Origin of the sequence: Pseudomonas sp. FYR_2 (genome assembly GCF_043106425.1) — a bacterium.
In the GTDB taxonomy this organism is placed as follows: domain Bacteria; phylum Pseudomonadota; class Gammaproteobacteria; order Pseudomonadales; family Pseudomonadaceae; genus Aquipseudomonas; species Aquipseudomonas monteilii.
In genome coordinates this window covers 31,959-50,148 of record NZ_JBICMM010000046.1, presented here as the reverse complement: position 1 = coordinate 50,148, position 18,190 = coordinate 31,959, and the positions used below count along the sequence as shown (strand labels likewise).

The following is an 18,190-nucleotide window of genomic DNA, read 5'->3' as shown; positions in this document are numbered from 1 at the left end:
GATACCCGAAGCCCGCCGCTAGAAGGCAGCGGGCTTCTTCACTGCAGCATCTTTGAATACAAAGCACGCCATACACCAGAATTTTCCGACATACCAAGCCTCGCCCTCCCGCTTACCCTGCCCCCCGCCTGTAAACCGTGACCCGGCAGCCAAACCTGCCCTGACACCCATCCATTTCCAGCACCAGGCGCCTACCACGAGCCTACCTGTGCATCGTCCGTAGACGCCGCCCAGGAAACGCTCATGCCCCAGCTCGAACGGCGCAGACTTTTGCCGTTGCGCCTGCGCCTCGCCCCGCTGCCGCCACTGCTTGGCAGTTGCCTGGCGCTGACCCTTGCCCACCCAGCCCTGGCCAACCAGGCCGACATCGCCTTCCAGCCCGGCTTCATGCGCCAAGCCCCTGGCCAGCCAGCCGACGCCGGAGCCTTGGCCCTGCAAAACCTTGCCGCCCAGACCCGCCTGCCGCCAGGGCGCTACCGGGTGCAGCTCACCCTTAACCTCAGCCCCCTGCACGAACAGGACATCGACTTCATCGAAGGCCCAGATGGCCAGGGTTTGCAGCCCTGCCTGACCAGCACGCTACTGCGCACCCTCGACCTGCGCGAACAGGCCCTGGATGCCCCCCTGCCTGACGACGACACCTGCCTCGACCTGGCGCAACGGGTGCCACACGCCAGCGTCGACTTCGACCCCGCGCAGTTGCGCCTGTCGCTGTCGATCCCGCAGATCGCCCTGCGCCAGGACCGTTCGGGCAGCGTGCCCGAGGCGCAATGGAGTAACGGCATCAACGCTGCCTTCATCAGCTACCAGGCCTCGGCACAGCACAGCAGCCAGCGTGGCCGGGGCAACCAAAGCAGCCAGGACCTGTACCTGGACAGCGGCATCAACCTGGGCGCCTGGCGCCTGCGCAGCAAGCAGGCGCTGCGCGACGAGGCCGACGGGGCACGCCACTGGACCCGCAGCGACACCTATGCACAGCGCGACCTGCCAGGCCTGCAGGCCAACATCACCTTGGGCGAAACCTTCACCAACAGCGACATGTTCCGCAGCGTACGCTTCACCGGTGCACGCGTGGCATCCGACACGGGCATGCTGCCCGATGCCATGCAGCATTACGCCCCAGTGATCCGCGGCGTGGCCCAGAGCCGCGCCAAGGTAGAAATCCTGCACAATGGCTATCCTATCTATTCCAGCTACGTGGCCCCCGGGCCCTACGCCATCGATGACCTCAGCGTAGGCTCTGGCCATGGCGAGCTGGAGGTGGTCATCACCGAGGCCGATGGCCAGGTCCGCCGTTTCACCCAACCCTATTCCAGCATGGGCACTCTGCTACGCGACGGTGTATGGCGCTACAGCGCGACCGTGGGCCGCTACGACGGGGCCGAGCAGCTCGACGACCCGCTGTTCTGGCAAGCCACACTGGCCCGAGGCGGTGCCTGGGATACCACCCTCTACGGCGGCCTGCTTTCCAGCGAATACTACAAGGCCAGCGTGCTGGGCCTGGCCCGCGACGTCGGCAATTTGGGGGCATTGTCGTTCGATGTGACCCGCTCTTCCACCGACCTGGGCGGTACACTGGGCGAACCCCAGGGCCACAGCTTTGCCCTGCGCTATGGCAAGAGCTTCCCCACCCGCACCAACCTGCGCTTTGCCGGCTACCGCTACTCGACCGAGGGCTACCGCGACTTCGACGAAGCCGTGCAACAGCGCAGCCATGCCAGCAGCTACCTGGGCAACCGGCGCAGCCGCCTGGAAGCTTCGGTGTACCAAACCGTGGGTGAGCGCAGCACGCTGAACCTGACGTTTTCCCAGGACACCTACTGGCAAACCAGCAACCAGCGCCGCCAGTACCAGCTGCAATACACCACCCGCGTAGGCAAAGTGTCGGTCAACCTGTTCGCCTCCCAGGCATTGAACTCGCAAAACGACGACAGCCGCATGTTCGGCCTGAGCCTCAGCGTGCCACTGGACTTCGGCCGACAGCACCAAGCCAGCTTCGACCTGCGCAACGACGGTGGCAAAACCAGCGAACGCGCCAGTTTGAGCGGCGGCTTGTTGGACAACCAGCTCAGCTACAGTACCTCGCTGAGCAACGACGGCCAGGGGCGCAGCAGTGGTGGGATGTCGGTCAATTACCAAGGCAGCCTGGCCAATGTCGGCATGGGTTACAACCAAGGCAGCGATTACCGCACCCTTTCGGTGAATGCCAGCGGCGCCATCATGCTGCATGGCGATGGCGTGGCACTCGGCAGCCAACTGGGCGAAACCATGGCCCTGGTACATGTGCCCGACGTGGCCGGCGTCGGTGTGCAGAACACCCCTTCGGCGCGCACCAATGCACAGGGTTATGCGCTGGTGCCGTACCTGCGCCCCTATCGCCTGAATGCACTGGTGCTGCAAACCGACGACCTGTCGCCGGAAGTGGTGATTGGCAACGCCAGCCAGCACGTGGTGCCGCGCCGGGGTGCGGTGGTCAAGGCCAGCTACACCGCCGAGCATGTGGCACGCCTGGTGCTGACCTTGCGCCAGGCCAACGGCCAACCCGTGCCGTTTGGCGCCCAGGTACTCGATGCCAACGGCCAGAGCCTGGGGGTGGTCGGCCAGGCCGGGCAGGCGCTGGTGTCCACCCGCACCACAGGCCCACAGGCCATACGTGTGCTGTGGGGCGACGCCAGCGATAACGCCTGCCCACTGATTATCGACCCGCAAGCACTTGCGCAAAACGGTGGCTACCGCCTGCAAACCCTGCACTGCCAACCGCCTCAGGCCAGCGGCCAGACCCGCCTGCCCGGCGACAATATCCAGGAAACGCTGTGATGACCGTGTTTACATTCACCCCCCGCCGCCGCATGCGGCTGGCCGCCTGCTGCCTGGCCCTGGGCCTTGGCGCTGGCAACGCGTACGCAAGCTGTAGCTTCTCGACGGGCGCCACCTACATGACCTTCGAGCGTGACATCGGGACATTCTGGGTACCCCGCGATGCTGCAGAGGGGACCGTGATCGGTACCAGTTCAATAACCAAAAGCAGCAATGAAGGCGCGATAGCCAGGTGCGTATGGGACCCCGCCAACCCCCCCAAGTCAACGCTCCCCAACACCGCGGCCATCTTCGCTGGAAGCTTGCCACCTATCGGTGGCAAGAACATCGATGGCCATGTCATGGAAACCAACATCCCCGGCATTGGGGTCTACATAGAGCTTGGTTCACCGTTTGACGGGGTGGCCAATAACTCCTTCGTTCCCGATTCCGGCAGCCGCCCCGTCATCCCTTACAGCGGCACCATGCGCGACCAGCCGTTCAACACCGAATTGTCGACCATCAGGGGGCAGGCCTGGCTCATCAAGACAGGGCCGATCGCCCCCGGTCCCCAGCGTATCAATGGCGAGCTGTTTCATGGCTATATGCATAACCTGGGTAAAATGATGGAGTTCCGCCTGAGCGCAACGGTGAACCAGGCACAGTGCTCCCTGAAAGCCGACGCGGTAAGCGCCGACCCTGTGCAACTGGGCAGCCATCCGCTGGCAGATTTCAAAGGGGTGGGCAGTACCACCCCGGCGGTACCGTTCAATATCAGGCTCAGCGACTGCGAAGATGCCAGCGCCCCCAACCCCACCCCCGCCAACGTTCACCTGATACTGGACGGTGCGAACGGCTCGGTACCTACCGTTCCGGCCGAAGGACGCTTCAGCCTGGGCACGCTGTCCGATGCCGCCGGGATTGAAATCCAGCTGTTGCGCGGTGATGGCAGCCCCATGCCACTGCAATCCGACGAATCGGTCAAGCCGGTGAGTATCGGCATCACCCAGCTGGACTTTCAGGCACGCTATTACCAGAGCGCACCCACTGTAAAGCCAGGCGTCGCCGAAGGGGGCCTGACCTTTACCGTCACCTACAAATAACGCGCAAAAAAAGGTCGCAGGGAATACCCTGCGACCTGTGCAAAGTTGAAAATTAAACGAACAGAATCGAGTAGGAGGCGGGTCACACCCGCCGTCCTCTCACATCAGCGTGCTTACGGTTCCGTACACGGCGGTTAGCGGACGAAGCGATGGCCCCGCCGTTCTAGTATGCGGTCAAGTTCGTCGAGCAGGATATTCGACAGCAGCGACTACGGCTTCGGCTGACTTCTGCATGCTCATCCCGTCGCCTCACGACGCTCGGTAGCACAATGGCAAACGTACAGATCTCCCAGAGTAATTCGCGTGACCTTCCTGCTTATGCCTGTCGGATCTACGTCACAGCGTTCAGGTATTGGGCTTTGGCGATTGTTGCCGCCTAACCCCGCTGTGCCGCCTGATCCGCTTCATGTTCGTCAGGCCAGCATTTTGCCTCTGGCTAACACTTCCCCTTGCCGGGTGTGAACGGGCGCTTCCTGCTGCGACAACTCGAAGGGACAAAAGCTGAGATGTCGCCGGCCGTGACCGCTTACAACCTCAAGCGAGCGATCAGCGTCCTGGGTGCCAAGAAAATGATGCAGCTGATGGGCTGAAGAGCCTTTTTCAGCACAAAAACAAACGCCCCGAACAAGTCGGGGCGTTTGGTCTAAGACCTTTCAGTGTGTTTTCACACAGCCTGTCCGGCCTCTTTTTCCGGATAATCACAACGTTTCAAGGAAACCTGTGAATTTATGTTTGGAGCGGGAAACGAGACTCGAACTCGCGACCCCGACCTTGGCAAGGTCGTGCTCTACCAACTGAGCTATTCCCGCATTTTGAAGCTTTTAACGCTTTCGGCGTGAAGCACCATGAAGACCTTCACCACCACTGCACCGCATAGACGCCACAGTATTTAACTGGAGCGGGAAACGAGACTCGAACTCGCGACCCCGACCTTGGCAAGGTCGTGCTCTACCAACTGAGCTATTCCCGCAAATGGCGTCCCCTAGGGGACTCGAACCCCTGTTACCGCCGTGAAAGGGCGGTGTCCTAGGCCACTAGACGAAGGGGACACACAACACTTTTCATTGCACCAGACTTGAACCTCACGATTCACCCTGGATTTTCTTTTCCTGCCCCGCCGTTAAGCGTTGCCGGAGAAACTGGAGCGGGAAACGAGACTCGAACTCGCGACCCCGACCTTGGCAAGGTCGTGCTCTACCAACTGAGCTATTCCCGCAATTTGGCGTCCCCTAGGGGACTCGAACCCCTGTTACCGCCGTGAAAGGGCGGTGTCCTAGGCCACTAGACGAAGGGGACACGCTGCTGGCATTACTGCCTGCTTTCACTCCCTGCCGCGTTTCGCTGTGTGCTTTACGCTGCAAGTGGCGCGCATTCTAGGGATGGTTCAGAGGTGCGTCAACCCCTTTGTAGAAATTTATTTAAATCAATGACTTCCGGCTGGAGGAAGGTGCAGATGCGGGGCGGGTTGTCGATATAGAGAGAAGCCAGTGTCGGCATATAGCCGCTGTTCGTCCTCCGGCGAACTCACTACACTCAAAGCTGTAATTCTTCTTCAATGAGGCATTAACGGTGACACCACTTCTGATCACCCTGCTCATCGTGGCGGGCATCGCGTTGCTGATCGTGATCGGCTACCTCAACAATGTGGTCGAGAACGGCAAGATCGAACGCGTCCGGACAAGGATCGAGCTGGCCGACCGCCTGCGCCGCTGTGGCGAAATCACCGAGACCTTCCCCGGGCAGTTCATGACCCCGGCCCTCAAATTGCTGCTGGCCCGCCTGGAGCTGAACCTCAACCAGCGCCAGCTGGCGGTGGACAAGCACAACCCCGAGCTGAAGGCGCGCATCGCCGAACTGGAGGGGTTGATTGCCCAGGGCGACAAGATACCGGTGAACAACCCGCCCAACCCGATCCACACCGAGGTCAAGGCCAAGGACGTGCGCTTCTTGCTGGAGGCGATGCACAACCAGGTAACCCGCGCCGCCCAGGAAGGCTTCTTGCCAGCACCCGAGGCCAAGCACTGGGTCAAGGAAATCCGCCATATCCTGGTGCTGTTGCATATCGAGTTCTTCAACAACCTTGGCCAACAGGCCCTGCAAAAGAACCAGCCGGGCCAAGCGCGCCTGGCGTTCGAGCGTGGCGTGCAATACCTGCGCAAGCAGCCGGAGCCGAAGGTGTATGAAGAGCAGCTGACGTACCTGGAAAAGCTGCTGGCCCGGGCCAACGCCCAGGTGCTGGACCGCATGGCACCAGCGGAGGATGAGCACAACGCACTGACAGACGGGCTCAAGACCGATGAGGAAGAGACCTGGAAGAAGAAGGTGATGTACGACTGATGCGTTAACCTGTGCTGGCCTCTTCGCGGGCATGCCCGCGAAGAGGCCAGCACAGACAGCACAATAGTCAGCAGTCTGTCAGCTCCAGAAAGATCGCCGCCAACCGCTCCAACCCCGCCTGATCCGCTTCACTGAAACGTCCAACCTTCGGGCTGTCCAGGTCCAGCACCCCGATCAACCTGCCTTCTTTCACCAACGGGATCACCAGCTCGCTGTTGGACGCGCTGTCACAGGCAATGTGCCCAGGGAACGCATGCACATCTTCCACCCGCTGGGTTTGCCGGGTGGCTGCCGCCGCCCCGCACACGCCCTTGCTGAACGGTATGCGCACGCACGCCACCTGGCCCTGGAACGGCCCCAGCACCAGCTCTTCGTTGCGGTTGAGGTAGAACCCCGCCCAGTTCAGGTCGTCCACCTGGTTGTACAGAAACGCCGAAAACTGCGCGGCATTGGCGATGAAGTCACGCTCGTCGGCAAACAGCGCCTGCACTTGCGCCGCCAGCAGGTTGTAGCCGTCGAGGCCGGCGCCACTGGCATTGAGGTCGATCATTTACTTTTGCTCCAGCAATTGCAGCCCGACCCAGTAGCGGGCGAACTGATAGGCACAACGGCCATTACGGTTACCGCGGCCGGTGGCCCAGCGCACGGCGAGGATGTCGAGTTCTTCTGTACGCTGCCACGCAAGGCCCGCAGGGCGCGCCAGCTGGCCGATCCAGTGTTCGACCACATTCAGGAAGTGGTCTTGGGTAAACGGGTAGAACGACAGCCACAGGCCAAAGCGGTCAGACAAGGCGATTTTGTCTTCCACGGCTTCGCTGGGGTGCAGCTCGCCGTCCACGCGCTTCCAGTTCTCGTTGTCGCTCTCTTTCTCCGGCACCAGGTGGCGGCGATTGGAGGTGGCGTACAGCAGCACGTTGTCCGGAGCCTGCTCCAGCGAGCCGTCAAGCACGCTTTTCAGCACCCGGTAGTCGCCCTCCCCCGCTTCGAACGACAGGTCGTCGCAGAACAGGATGAAGCGTTGCGGCAGCTTCTGCAGCTGCTCGACCACCCGTGGCAGGTCGGCCAGGTGGTCGCGTTCGATTTCTATCAGGCGCAGGCCGGCGCCGGCATGTTCGGCCAGCAAGGCACGTACCAGCGACGACTTGCCAGTACCGCGCGAGCCCCACAGCAATGCGTGGTTGGCCGGCAGGCCGTTGATGAACTGGTGGGTGTTGCGGCCCAGCTGGTCGCGCTGTTTGTCGACACCGATCAGGTCGGTCAGGCGGATATCCAGGCTGACGTCCAGCGGCAGCAGGTAACCACTGCGGCCATCGCGCTGCCAGCGGGCGGCCAGGGTGACGCCCCAGTCGATGTTCGGGCGCTGTGCCGGCAACAGGGGATCGAGGCGCGCCAGTACCGATTCGGCGCGGTCCAGGAAAGCAATCAAGCGAGCGTCCATGACGACTCCTAACAAGACAGGTGAGATTTCCAGCTGAATGTGTGACAGGCCCGCCAGCTGCCGGGGCTATTCGGCTATGCTTGCGCAGCGCAAGGGACGTGAAACCGGCTCGGGACTCATGGATATCAAGTTCACCAATCGCCTGTCATACAAGCAAGCCCGGTTGACAGTCCTGGTCGGCTTCATCCTGGGAACATTGCTCAGTCTCATCCAGATCGGCATCGATTATGCCAGCGAAGACGCGTCCATCAACCGCGAAGTGCGCGCGTTGCTGCAAATCAGCCACAACCCGGCCTCGCGCATCGCCTACAACATCGACGCGGAACTGGCGCTGGAGCTGACCCGTGGCCTGCTGCAATCGCCGGCCATCATCCGCGCGCGGTTGATCGACAACAACGAAACGGTGCTGGCCGACGTCGAGCGGCCCAGGCTGGAGGACCGCTACCGGCCACTGAGCGACTTTCTGTTCGGTGAACAGCGCCAGTTCAAGGAGCGCCTGTACCTCACCCACATGCCCGAGGAATACCTCGGCACCCTGTACCTGGACGTCGACACCTACGCCTTCGGCAGCCGCTTCCTCGACCGCGCCGGCATCACCCTGCTCAACGGCTTTGCCCGCAGCCTGGTGCTGACCGGCATCCTGCTGGCGTTGTTCTACATGATGCTGACCAAGCCACTGGTGACGGTGATCGGCGCACTCAGCGGCAGCGACCCGCGCAACCCCCGGCAAACCCGCCTTGAATGCCCACACGGGCACGAACACGACGAAATCGGCGTGCTGGTGAAGGTCGCCAACCAGCAGTTCGTCAGCATGGCCACCGAGATCGAACAACGGCGCACCGCAGAAAACCGCCTGACCCAGTACCTGAACGAGCTGGAAGACATCGTCTCGGCACGCACCAACGAGCTGAAAGCCAGCAACAGTAGCCTGAGCCTGTCCAACCAGGAGCTGGAACAGGCCCGCAGCCGCGCGCTGGACATGGCCCAGGCGCGCGCCGCCTTCCTGGCCAACATGAGCCACGAAATCCGCACCCCGCTCAATGGCATGCTCGGCATGATCGCCCTGGCGCTGGACAACCCGTCGCCCAGCGAGCAACGCCAGCAACTGGCGATTGCCCACGACTCGGGCAAGGTGCTGGTGGAACTGCTGAACGATATCCTCGACCTGTCCAAGTTCGATGCCGGCCAGCTGGAGCTGGAGCGCATTGCGTTCGACATGGGCTCGATGGTGGAAGACACCGCCAACCTGCTGTCGCAGAACACCTCGCAAAGCGTAGAGCTGACCTGCCTGATCGCCCGCGACTTCCCCAGCAGCGTGCTCGGCGACCCCACGCGGGTACGGCAGATCGTCAGCAACCTGCTGTCCAACGCGCTCAAGTTCACCCGCTTCGGCCGTGTCGACATACGCCTGGTGACGATCGTCGGCGGCGTGCGCCTGGAGGTACGTGATACCGGCATTGGCATCCCCGAAGAAGCCCAAGCGCGGATCTTCCAGCCATTCACCCAGGCCGGTGCCGGCATCACCCGCCAGTACGGTGGCACCGGCCTGGGCCTGTCGCTCACACGCAACCTGTGCAAGGCCATGCAAGGTCACCTGCACATTCGCTCCGAGCCAGGCTTCGGCAGCTGCTTCACGGCCGAGCTGCCATTGCCGGTGCACACCGAAGCCATCCCGCCGACACCGCTGCATGGCCGGGTGGCCGCGCTGAGTGCAGCCGGTAGCGGGCTTAATGAGCTGTTGCAGAACCTGCTGCCCGCCTGGGGCCTGGCCTACCAGCGCCATGACAGCAGCGCCACGCTGGACACCACAGCGATCGACCTGCTGATCACCGACGACGTGGACCACCTGTTCGAACTGCGCCCGGCACTGAAAACGCCGATTCTGCTGGTAACCGCCTACGGCAACTTCCTGCCCAACGAGCAGTCGCTGGCCTTGGCGCCCTTGCATCAACTGGCCCGGCCTTTGGCACGTAACGCCCTGTACCAGACGCTGCGCCGCACCTTGCAAGGCCATGAGCCCGAGCACCCACTGGCCACCCCGGCCATTAGCCTGGAGCAAGGGCGAGCGCGGATTTTGCTGGTAGAAGACAACCCGGTGAATCAGCTCGTGGCCCAAGGCATGCTGGCCAAGCTCGGCTGCCAGGTGCAGCTGGCCACCCAGGGCGCCGAGGCCCTGGAAATGCTGGAGCAAGATGAATTCGACCTGGTACTGATGGACTGCAACATGCCGGTCATGGACGGCTATGAAGCCAGCCGGCGCATCCGCCAGAGCGGCCGCTGGCCACACCTGCCTATCGTTGCGCTCACCGCCAACGCCATGCCCGAAGAGCGCGAACGCTGCCGGGCGGCGGGCATGAGCGACTACCTGGCCAAGCCGTTCCGCCGTGAAGAGCTACTGGCCCTGGTCGACCACTGGGTGCCCTTCAACGGCTGAGCAAACGCTCGATGTCCGCTTCCAGGGCCTGCGGCTTGGTGGTGGGCGCGTAACGCGTGACCTGGCCGCTGGCGGGGTCGACCAGAAACTTGGTGAAATTCCACTTGATCTTCTGGCTACCCAGAATGCCCGGGGCGCGTTGTTTGAGCTCGACGAACAGCGGGTGGGCGCCCGGGCCGTTGACCTCGATCTTGCGAAACAGCGGAAAGCTCACGCCGAAGTTGCGCTCGCAGAACTGCGCAATGTCCCGTGCATCGCCCGGCTCCTGCTTGCCGAACTGATTGCACGGAAAGCCCAACACCACCAGGCCGCGCGCGCGGTAGGCCTGCCACAGTTGCTCAAGTCCCTTGTACTGCGGGGTAAAGCCGCACTGGCTGGCGGTATTGACCACCAGCAGCGCCTTGCCCGGGAAGTCGCCAAGCTTCTTGTGCTCGCCGCCCAGGGTTACGCAGGGGATGTCCAGCATCGATCCAGCCATGGTCGGGCTCCGGTCAGTCGCGTGGGCGCAAGTCGATGCACACCGAGTTGATGCAGTAGCGCAGGCCGGTCGGTGGCGGGCCGTCGGGGAACACATGGCCCAGGTGCGCGTCGCAGCGGGCGCAGGTAACTTCGGTGCGGATCATGCCGTGGGAGGTGTCACGGATCTCGATCATCGCGCTGTCTTCGACCGGTGCGTAAAAGCTTGGCCAGCCGCAGCCGGAATCGAACTTGGTCTGCGCATCGAACAACGCCAGTCCGCAGCAGATGCAATGGTAGATGCCATCGCGGCGCTCGCTGTTGTACTTGCCGCTGAACGGCCGCTCGGTGCCCTTGAGGCGGCATACCTGGTACTGCTCGGGGTCAAGCATCGAGCGCCATTCATCCAGGGTTTTTTCGATCTTTTTCATGCAGGAACCTCGGCAGGCTGAATTTCACCCCGCACCGTCTTTTCCGGGGCGCGGGTGGCACGTATATTAGTTGGCTTCGTGTGCCAGGCGTTCAGTCTGGCACCCGCTTCCTGCCGTTTCAAACCTTTCGGCGTGGGTGGCGTGTTTTCTCATATCGGGATCCCATCATGCAGTTCAGCAAATCGAACAAGCTCGCCAATGTCTGCTACGACATTCGCGGCCCAGTGCTCAAGCACGCCAAACGCCTGGAAGAGGAAGGCCACCGCATCCTCAAGCTGAACATCGGCAACCCGGCGCCGTTTGGCTTCGAGGCGCCAGATGAAATCCTCCAGGATGTCATCCGCAACCTGCCCACCGCGCAAGGCTACAGCGACTCCAAGGGCCTGTTCAGCGCGCGCAAGGCGGTGATGCAGTACTGCCAGCAAAAGGAAATCGAAGGCGTCACCATCGAGGACATCTACCTCGGTAACGGCGTGTCCGAACTGATCGTCATGTCGATGCAGGCGCTGTTGAACAACGGCGACGAAGTGCTGATCCCGGCCCCCGACTACCCGCTGTGGACCGCCGCCGTGAGCCTGGCCGGCGGCAAGCCGGTGCACTACCTGTGCGACGAGCAGGCCGACTGGTTCCCCGACCTTGAAGACATCAAGGCCAAGATCACCCCGAACACCAAGGCCCTGGTGATCATCAACCCGAACAACCCGACCGGCGCGGTGTACTCCAAAGCGCTGCTGCAGGGCATGCTGGAGCTGGCCCGCCAGCACAACCTGGTGGTGTTCTCCGACGAGATCTACGACAAGATCCTGTACGACGAAGCCGTGCACATCAGCACCGCCTCGCTGGCCCCCGACCTGCTGTGCCTGACCTTCAACGGCCTGTCCAAATCGTACCGGGTGGCGGGCTTCCGTTCCGGCTGGCTGATCATCTCCGGGCCCAAGCATCACGCGCAAAGCTACATCGAAGGCATCGACATGCTGGCCAACATGCGCCTGTGCGCCAACGTGCCGGCCCAGCATGCCATCCAGACCGCGCTGGGCGGTTACCAGAGCATCAACGACCTGGTGCTGCCGCCAGGCCGTTTGCTGGAACAGCGCAACCGCACCTATGAACTGCTCAACGACATCCCCGGCGTGAGTTGCGTGAAGCCGATGGGTGCGCTGTATGCGTTCCCGCGTATCGACCCGAAAGTGTGCCCGATTCTCAACGACGAGAAGTTCGCGCTTGACCTGCTGCTGTCGGAAAAGCTGCTGATCGTGCAGGGTACGGCGTTCAACTGGCCGTGGCCGGACCACTTCCGCGTGGTGACCTTGCCGCGGGTGGATGACCTGGAAGCGGCGATTGGCCGGATCGGCAATTTCCTGCGGACTTATTCGCAGTAGGGTTCGACGGGATTGTTGGGGCGGCGCGGAGATTGAGCGCCGCCCGCGCGGCGCATCGCGAGCTGCGCTCGCTCCTACGTTTGTTTCGGGCCAATTATGCCTGTGGGATTTGCTCGCGTACGCCTTGGCGCATGGCGCTATATCGCGTCGTTCACACCAGGCGGTCGCGCGCGCCTGTCACAGGCGTTACTGGCCCGAAACAAACGTAGGAGCGAGCGCAGCTCGCGATGCGCCGCGCGGGCGGCGCTCGATCCCAACGCCAACACACATCCGAAGGCCTGCACCTTTTCTTACATCCTGCAACGCTCTATCCCACAGCTCCCGCGCCATCCTCTGCCATACTCCGCAGTACACAGTTTGAAATAGTCGCCCGATTGAATCGGCGCGGCAGGCCCCTTATATACCCCGCAGTAAGCGACAATTCATCCGTCAGGAGAACGTAACAACCATGATGCGCATTCTGTTGTTTGTGGCCACCAACCTCGCGGTGGTGCTGGTTGCAAGCATTACCCTGAGCCTGTTCGGTTTCAACGGGTTCATGGCGGCCAACGGGGTCGACCTGAACCTCAGCAGCCTGCTGGTGTTCTGCGCCGTGTTCGGCTTTGCCGGCTCCTTGGTCTCGCTGTTCATCTCCAAGTGGATGGCGAAGATGACCACCGGCACCCAGATCATCAGCCAGCCGCGCACCCGCCACGAGCAGTGGCTGCTGCAAACGGTCGAAGAGCTGTCCCGTGAAGCCGGCATCAAAATGCCCGAGGTGGGTATCTTCCCGGCATACGAGGCCAACGCCTTCGCCACCGGCTGGAACCGCAACGACGCGCTGGTGGCCGTGTCCCAGGGCCTGCTGGAGCGCTTCTCGCCCGATGAAGTGCGGGCAGTGCTGGCCCACGAGATCGGCCACGTGGCCAACGGCGACATGGTCACCCTGGCGCTGGTGCAGGGCGTGGTGAACACCTTCGTGATGTTCTTCGCGCGCATCATCGGCAACTTCGTCGACAAGGTCATCTTCAAGAACGAAGAAGGCCAGGGCATTGCCTACTACGTGGCGACCATCGTTGCCGAGCTGATCCTGGGTATCCTGGCCAGCATGATCGTGATGTGGTTCTCGCGCCGCCGCGAATACCGCGCCGACGAAGCCGGTGCGCAACTGGCCGGTACTTCCGCCATGATCGGCGCCCTGCAGCGCCTGCGCGTGGAGCAAGGCCTGCCGGTGCATATGCCTGACACCATGAAGGCCTTCGGCATCAACGGCGGCCTGAAGCACGGCCTTGCCGGGCTGCTGATGAGCCACCCGCCGCTGGAAGACCGTATTGAGGCCCTGCGCCGCCGCGGTTGATCCAACGGGTAATGCAAAAAGGGCGACTTCGGTCGCCCTTTTTTGTGTATGCCTGTACCGACCTCTTCGCGGGCCGGCGAAGGCTACACATCTGTCAGCGGATTATGCGGTACACCCGCTCCAAAAGGCTGGATGCCCCAGCCTGCAAAAACTTCGGGCTTTCCTGAATAAGCTCCGCAACCTCAAGCTCTTCCACCTGCCACCCGGCCAACCCCTGCCGCACCTCTTCATCCCCCACCGAAAACGGCGGCCCGTCCAGCAGCGCCTGGTCATAATCCAGCGTCACCAGCAGCCCCCGACAGCTCACCGGCAGCGATGCGGACAAAGCCTCCACGTACTTCACACGCATCTGCGGCGGCAGCGCAATCAGCGCCGCCCGATCATAAAGCCCCATGCAGTCGCCAATGTCCTGTGCACGCAACGCGAAGAAATCGCCACACCACAGCTCGACGTCACCCTGGCGCCATACCTCGAATGCGCCTTGCTGACGCACCTCGGGTTCAAGCCCGTGCTCACGGAAGAAATCCTCCACCGCCCGCCGCGACAGCTCCACGCCCAACACGCGATACCCCTGCCCCGCCAGCCAGGCTAGGTCCAGGCTTTTGCCGCACAGCGGCACCAGCACGCGGCTGCCTGGCGCCAGGCCCACTGCTGGCCAGTGCGCTTGCAGGTAAGGATTGACCTGCCCCTGGTGAAAGCCGATCTGGTTGTCGGCCCACCGTTTGTGCCAGAACGCTGGCTCCATGGTTGCTCCTTGTTTATCGAGTAAACCGATAGAAAACGCGTAAAACTTGCGATGGAAATCGATCAGTTTCTGATCGAAGATGAGTGCATCTTAACCTTCAGGACCTCGCCATGCTGCCCAGCCTGTTCATCTCCCATGGTTCCCCCATGCTCGCCCTGCACCCAGGTGCCAGCGGGCCGGCCCTGGCCGGGCTGGCCAATAGCCTGCCAAGGCCGAAGGCCATCGTGGTGGTGTCGGCGCACTGGGAAAGCCGTGAACTGCTGGTGACCAGCAGCGCGCAACCCGAAACCTGGCATGACTTCTACGGCTTCCCACCGGCGTTGTACGCCGTGCAGTACCCGGCGCCGGGCGAGCCTGCGCTGGCTGCCAAGGTAAGCGAACGGCTCACGAACGCCGGCCTGCCGGCCCGGCTGGATGCGCAACGGCCATTCGACCACGGCGCCTGGGTGCCGTTGTCGCTGATGTACCCGGATGCGAGCATTCCGGTGGTGCAGGTATCGCTGCCCAGCCGCATGGGGCCGGCGCTGCAGGTGAAGGTAGGCCAGGCGCTGGCGGGGCTGCGTGGCGAAGGTATTCTGCTGATTGGCTCGGGCAGCATCACCCATAACCTGGGCGAGCTGGACTGGCACGCCGGGCCGGATGTGATCGAGCCTTGGGCACTGGCATTCAGGGACTGGGTGGTGGAGCGGTTGCAGGCAGATGACCAGGCGGCGCTGTTGGATTACCGGCAGCAGGCGCCGCATGCGGTGCGCAACCATCCCAGTGATGAGCATTTGCTGCCGCTGTTCTTTGCCCTTGGGGCTGGGAGCAAGTTCGGGGTGGTGCATCAGGGGTTTACCCTAGGCGCGCTGGGAATGGACATTTATCGGTTTGACTGACGGGCCTCTTCGCGGGTAAACCCGCGAAAGGGCCGACACAGGCAAAAAAAATCCCCAGCCAAGGCCGGGGATTTTTTCATTGCGCCAGGATCAATCCTCGCGGTAGCGACGCAGCTTCAGCTGCTTGCCAGCCACGCGGGTGTCCTTGAGCTTGGACAACAGCTTCTCCAGGCCATCTTCCGGCAGCTCGACCAGGCTGAAGCTGTCGCGCACCTGAATACGACCGATGGCGTCACGGGCCAGGCCACCTTCGTTGAGGATCGCACCCAGCAGGTTCTTGGCAGCGATGCCGTCACGGGCACCCAGGGCAGTACGGCAACGCACACGGCCTTCGGCCAACGGCATTGGCGCACGGCGCTCACGGTCGCCACGATCTGGGCGCTCGCCACGCTCACCGCGCTCGGTACGCTCGCCACGCGGAGCAAAACTAGGCACCAGCGGCTGCTCACGCTCTACCGCCGCCAGGTCCAGCGCCTGGCCATTGGTGGCCTTGCGCAGCAGGGCCGAAGCCAGGGCACGGGCACTGCAACCCAGGTCGGTGGTCAGGCGGTCGAACAGGTCGCCGTGGGTGGCTTCGGCTTCGGCTACCAGCGGCGCCAGGCTCGAAGTCAGCTTCTTGATGCGGGCATCCAGCACGGCCTGGGCATTCGGCAGGCGGGCTTCGGCTACCTTCTGACCGGTCACACGCTCGATCACCTGCAGCATGCGCCGCTCACGCGGGGTGACCAGCAGCAGCGCGCGGCCATCGCGACCAGCACGGCCGGTACGGCCGATACGGTGTACGTAGGACTCCGGGTCGTACGGCATGTCAACGTTGAATACGTGAGTGATGCGCGGTACGTCCAGACCACGTGCAGCGACGTCGGTGGCGACGACGATGTCCAGGCGGCCATCCTTGAGCGAGTCGATCACGCGCTCACGCTGGTTCTGGGCGATGTCGCCGTTCAGCGCGGCAGCCTTGTAGCCCTTGGCTTCCAGCGCGGCGGCCAGGTCCAGGGTGGCTTGCTTGGTGCGCACGAAGGCGATCAGCGCGTCGAACTCTTCCACTTCCAGCAGACGCAGCACAGCCGGTATCTTCTGGTCGGCGTGGACCATCAGGTGGGCCTGCTCGATCGCGGTAACGGTCTGGGTCTTGCTCTGGATCTTGACGTGCTTGGGCTCACGCAGGTGGCGCTCGGCGATCGAACGGATCGACGAAGGCAGGGTTGCGGAGAACAGCACGGTCTGACGGGTAGCCGGGATTGCGTCGAAGATCACTTCGAGGTCGTCCATGAAGCCCAGCTTCAGCATCTCGTCGGCTTCGTCCAGTACCAGGTACTGCACGGTCGACAGGACTTTTTCGTCACGACGCAGGTGGTCGCACAGGCGGCCTGGGGTGGCCACCACGATTTGCGCGCCGTTGCGGATTGCACGCAGCTGTGGGCCCATCGGGGCACCACCGTACACGGCAACCACGTTCACGCCTGGCATCTGCTTGGCGTAGGTTTCGAAAGCGGTAGCAACTTGCAGCGCCAACTCACGGGTTGGCGCCAGGATCAGGGCTTGCGGTTCGCGCTTGCTCACATCGATCTTGTTGAGGATCGGCAGGGCGAAGGCAGCGGTCTTGCCGGTGCCCGTCTGCGCCTGGCCGATCATGTCGTGACCGGCGAGGATGATCGGGATCGATTGTTGCTGAATGGCGGACGGCTCTTCGTAGCCGGTCGCCAGAACGGCAGCAACAATATTCGGATTAAGATCGAGAGCGGCGAAGCCGCCGGTTTCCTGGGTCATGGGTCTGCCTCTAGGTGCATCCGCAAAGACCCATGCTCCAAAGCTGCACATGCCTTGAAAGACCGTCAGGTCACCCAGGCAGCTTTGGCGGCGGGGATTTGCGAAAACGATTGAAAAAGAAAACGTGGGAAGGTCCGCCTAGCGGACGTGCAGCCGAAGCTGGACTCGGAGGATTTGCACCACCTGATTTTGAGGTCCGCTAAAAGACCGGCGCGTACTATACCCGAAATCGTGCAGGGACGTGAGGAATATTTTCGCAGTGAAAGGCCATTGTCGGGCCATCAGTTAGCTGGAGCTGAATCGTTATTTCCCTGAAGACTGACGCAGTCAGGTAGCCGGCCGAATCTCGCGGATCAACCCCTCAAGGCTATACCCCAACCGCGGTGCAAGCGCCTCGGCACGCGTCCGCAACCCTTCCAGGTCCAGCGATTGTTCCAGATCCGCCGGCACCAGCAAGATCACATTGCCCTCCTTCACCGGCAGCTCCCAGTAATGCCGATGGTACAACCCACGCAGCAACGCCGCACCCAGCGGCTTGCCATCATCGGTGGCCCACTGGTTGATCACCAGCCAACCGCCCGGGTTCAGCTGCTGCTGGCAGTTCTCCAGGAAGTTCCACGCCAGGTGCCCCACGCCCGGCCCGTGGTCGGTGTACAGGTCGACGAACAGCAGGTCGGCCTTCTCCGCCGTGGGCAGCAACGCCAGGGCATCGCCGATGCGCACATACAGCCGAGGGTCGTCATCCAGCCCCAGGTACTCCATGGCCAGGCGCGGCACGTCCGGGCGCAGTTCGATGGCTTCGATGTCTTCCAGCGGCAGGAACTTCATGCAGGCCTGGGTCAGCGTGCCGGCACCCAGGCCAAGAAATAGCGCGCTCTCGGGCTGTTCGTGGCACAGCGCCCCCACCAGCATGGCGCGGGTGTAGTCGTACTCCAGCCAACTCGGGTCGGCCGTGAACACGCAGCTTTGCTCGATGGCATCGCCGAATTCCAGAAAGCGGTAGTCGTCTACTTCGTACACGCTGATGACGCCAAACGCGTCCTCGACCCGTGCCAGTAGCCGCTCTTCCCGTTCCGCCGTCATGCTT

13 protein-coding genes, 5 tRNA genes and 1 pseudogene are annotated in these 18,190 nt (G+C 62.7%); 7 read left to right on the top strand and 12 right to left on the bottom strand.

Going from position 1 to position 18,190, the window contains the following annotated elements:
• Nucleotides 1-243: 243 nt before the first annotated feature.
• Together ACF8R4_RS19465 and ACF8R4_RS19460 are read left to right on the top strand one after the other, a co-directional pair.
• Entirely contained in the window at nucleotides 244-2,817 is a 2,574-nt protein-coding gene (locus tag ACF8R4_RS19465) for a fimbria/pilus outer membrane usher protein (protein WP_104835349.1), read from the top strand.
• Nucleotides 2,817-3,899: a fimbrial protein gene (locus ACF8R4_RS19460; protein ID WP_392493238.1), complete on the top strand. Its 1,083-nt coding sequence runs from the start codon at nucleotides 2,817-2,819 to the stop codon at nucleotides 3,897-3,899. The genes ACF8R4_RS19465 and ACF8R4_RS19460 overlap by 1 nt, the downstream gene beginning before the upstream one ends.
• A gap of 733 nt (nucleotides 3,900-4,632) precedes the next feature.
• Here the strand turns inward: ACF8R4_RS19460 and ACF8R4_RS19455 are convergent.
• From ACF8R4_RS19455 to ACF8R4_RS19435, 5 genes are all read right to left on the bottom strand, one after another.
• Nucleotides 4,633-4,708: transfer RNA gene (locus ACF8R4_RS19455), tRNA-Gly, on the bottom strand.
• Nucleotides 4,709-4,793: 85 nt separating this feature from the next.
• Nucleotides 4,794-4,869, bottom strand: a tRNA-Gly gene (locus tag ACF8R4_RS19450).
• Between the two features lie 3 nt (nucleotides 4,870-4,872).
• Nucleotides 4,873-4,948 (bottom strand) — tRNA-Glu (locus ACF8R4_RS19445).
• A gap of 91 nt (nucleotides 4,949-5,039) precedes the next feature.
• Nucleotides 5,040-5,115, bottom strand: a tRNA-Gly gene (locus tag ACF8R4_RS19440).
• 4 nt (nucleotides 5,116-5,119) lie between these two features.
• Nucleotides 5,120-5,195, bottom strand: a tRNA-Glu gene (locus ACF8R4_RS19435).
• A gap of 273 nt (nucleotides 5,196-5,468) precedes the next feature.
• On the opposite strand from ACF8R4_RS19435, the gene ACF8R4_RS19430 reads away from it, so the two are divergent.
• On the top strand, nucleotides 5,469-6,236 hold the full coding sequence (locus ACF8R4_RS19430) for a hypothetical protein (RefSeq protein ID WP_104835351.1): 768 nt from the start codon (nucleotides 5,469-5,471) through the stop codon (nucleotides 6,234-6,236).
• 67 nt (nucleotides 6,237-6,303) lie between these two features.
• Here ACF8R4_RS19430 and ACF8R4_RS19425 read toward each other — a convergent pair whose 3' ends face one another.
• Together ACF8R4_RS19425 and ACF8R4_RS19420 are read right to left on the bottom strand one after the other, a co-directional pair.
• Nucleotides 6,304-6,786 (bottom strand): GAF domain-containing protein, encoded by a 483-nt coding sequence (locus ACF8R4_RS19425; RefSeq protein WP_060498725.1) that lies wholly within the window; start codon nucleotides 6,784-6,786, stop codon nucleotides 6,304-6,306.
• On the bottom strand, nucleotides 6,787-7,674 hold the full coding sequence (locus ACF8R4_RS19420; RefSeq protein ID WP_060498724.1) for an ATP-binding protein: 888 nt from the start codon (nucleotides 7,672-7,674) through the stop codon (nucleotides 6,787-6,789). It lies immediately after the preceding gene.
• A gap of 76 nt (nucleotides 7,675-7,750) precedes the next feature.
• On the opposite strand from ACF8R4_RS19420, the gene ACF8R4_RS19415 reads away from it, so the two are divergent.
• Complete coding sequence (locus ACF8R4_RS19415) at nucleotides 7,751-10,108, top strand: response regulator (protein ID WP_060498723.1); 2,358 nt, start codon at nucleotides 7,751-7,753, stop codon at nucleotides 10,106-10,108.
• Here ACF8R4_RS19415 and ACF8R4_RS19410 read toward each other — a convergent pair.
• Together ACF8R4_RS19410 and msrB are read right to left on the bottom strand one after the other, a co-directional pair.
• The gene (locus ACF8R4_RS19410) at nucleotides 10,098-10,586 is read right to left on the bottom strand and encodes a glutathione peroxidase (RefSeq protein WP_060498722.1); all 489 of its coding nucleotides are present in this window, start codon (nucleotides 10,584-10,586) and stop codon (nucleotides 10,098-10,100) included. The two genes, ACF8R4_RS19415 and ACF8R4_RS19410, sit on opposite strands and share 11 nt — an antisense overlap.
• A gap of 13 nt (nucleotides 10,587-10,599) precedes the next feature.
• Complete coding sequence (gene msrB / locus ACF8R4_RS19405) at nucleotides 10,600-10,995, bottom strand: peptide-methionine (R)-S-oxide reductase MsrB (protein WP_164524229.1); 396 nt, start codon at nucleotides 10,993-10,995, stop codon at nucleotides 10,600-10,602.
• 167 nt (nucleotides 10,996-11,162) lie between these two features.
• Between msrB and ACF8R4_RS19400 the strand changes: the two genes are divergently transcribed.
• Nucleotides 11,163-12,374, top strand: coding sequence for a pyridoxal phosphate-dependent aminotransferase (locus ACF8R4_RS19400; protein WP_019099440.1), 1,212 nt, complete (start codon nucleotides 11,163-11,165; stop codon nucleotides 12,372-12,374).
• Nucleotides 12,375-12,822: 448 nt separating this feature from the next.
• Entirely contained in the window at nucleotides 12,823-13,710 is an 888-nt protein-coding gene (htpX, locus tag ACF8R4_RS19395; RefSeq protein WP_016500929.1) for a protease HtpX, read from the top strand.
• Between the two features lie 94 nt (nucleotides 13,711-13,804).
• Here htpX and ACF8R4_RS19390 read toward each other — a convergent pair whose 3' ends face one another.
• On the bottom strand, nucleotides 13,805-14,455 hold the full coding sequence (locus tag ACF8R4_RS19390) for a thiopurine S-methyltransferase (RefSeq protein ID WP_060498718.1): 651 nt from the start codon (nucleotides 14,453-14,455) through the stop codon (nucleotides 13,805-13,807).
• Between the two features lie 110 nt (nucleotides 14,456-14,565).
• Between ACF8R4_RS19390 and ACF8R4_RS19385 the strand changes: the two genes are divergently transcribed.
• Nucleotides 14,566-15,333 (top strand): class III extradiol ring-cleavage dioxygenase, encoded by a 768-nt coding sequence (locus ACF8R4_RS19385; protein WP_164524228.1) that lies wholly within the window; start codon nucleotides 14,566-14,568, stop codon nucleotides 15,331-15,333.
• Nucleotides 15,334-15,423: 90 nt separating this feature from the next.
• On the opposite strand, the pseudogene ACF8R4_RS19380 reads toward ACF8R4_RS19385, so the two are convergent.
• Both ACF8R4_RS19380 and ACF8R4_RS19375 read right to left on the bottom strand, forming a co-directional pair.
• Nucleotides 15,424-17,137: pseudogene (locus ACF8R4_RS19380) on the bottom strand (DEAD/DEAH box helicase).
• Nucleotides 17,138-17,430: 293 nt separating this feature from the next.
• Entirely contained in the window at nucleotides 17,431-18,186 is a 756-nt protein-coding gene (locus ACF8R4_RS19375) for a spermidine synthase (protein ID WP_104835354.1), read from the bottom strand.
• Nucleotides 18,187-18,190 lie beyond the last annotated feature (4 nt).

Coding starts and splice junctions, on each gene's coding strand:
- ACF8R4_RS19465 (WP_104835349.1), top strand. CDS start 244: ATGCCCCAGCTCGAACGGCGCAGACTTTTGCCGTTGCGCCTGCGCCTC.
- ACF8R4_RS19460 (WP_392493238.1), top strand. CDS start 2,817: ATGACCGTGTTTACATTCACCCCCCGCCGCCGCATGCGGCTGGCCGCC.
- ACF8R4_RS19425 (WP_060498725.1), bottom strand. CDS start 6,786: ATGATCGACCTCAATGCCAGTGGCGCCGGCCTCGACGGCTACAACCTG.
- ACF8R4_RS19420 (WP_060498724.1), bottom strand. CDS start 7,674: ATGGACGCTCGCTTGATTGCTTTCCTGGACCGCGCCGAATCGGTACTG.
- ACF8R4_RS19415 (WP_060498723.1), top strand. CDS start 7,751: ATGCTTGCGCAGCGCAAGGGACGTGAAACCGGCTCGGGACTCATGGAT.
- ACF8R4_RS19410 (WP_060498722.1), bottom strand. CDS start 10,586: ATGGCTGGATCGATGCTGGACATCCCCTGCGTAACCCTGGGCGGCGAG.
- msrB (WP_164524229.1), bottom strand. CDS start 10,995: ATGAAAAAGATCGAAAAAACCCTGGATGAATGGCGCTCGATGCTTGAC.
- ACF8R4_RS19400 (WP_019099440.1), top strand. CDS start 11,163: ATGCAGTTCAGCAAATCGAACAAGCTCGCCAATGTCTGCTACGACATT.
- htpX (WP_016500929.1), top strand. CDS start 12,823: ATGATGCGCATTCTGTTGTTTGTGGCCACCAACCTCGCGGTGGTGCTG.
- ACF8R4_RS19390 (WP_060498718.1), bottom strand. CDS start 14,455: ATGGAGCCAGCGTTCTGGCACAAACGGTGGGCCGACAACCAGATCGGC.
- ACF8R4_RS19385 (WP_164524228.1), top strand. CDS start 14,566: ATGCTGCCCAGCCTGTTCATCTCCCATGGTTCCCCCATGCTCGCCCTG.
- ACF8R4_RS19375 (WP_104835354.1), bottom strand. CDS start 18,186: ATGACGGCGGAACGGGAAGAGCGGCTACTGGCACGGGTCGAGGACGCG.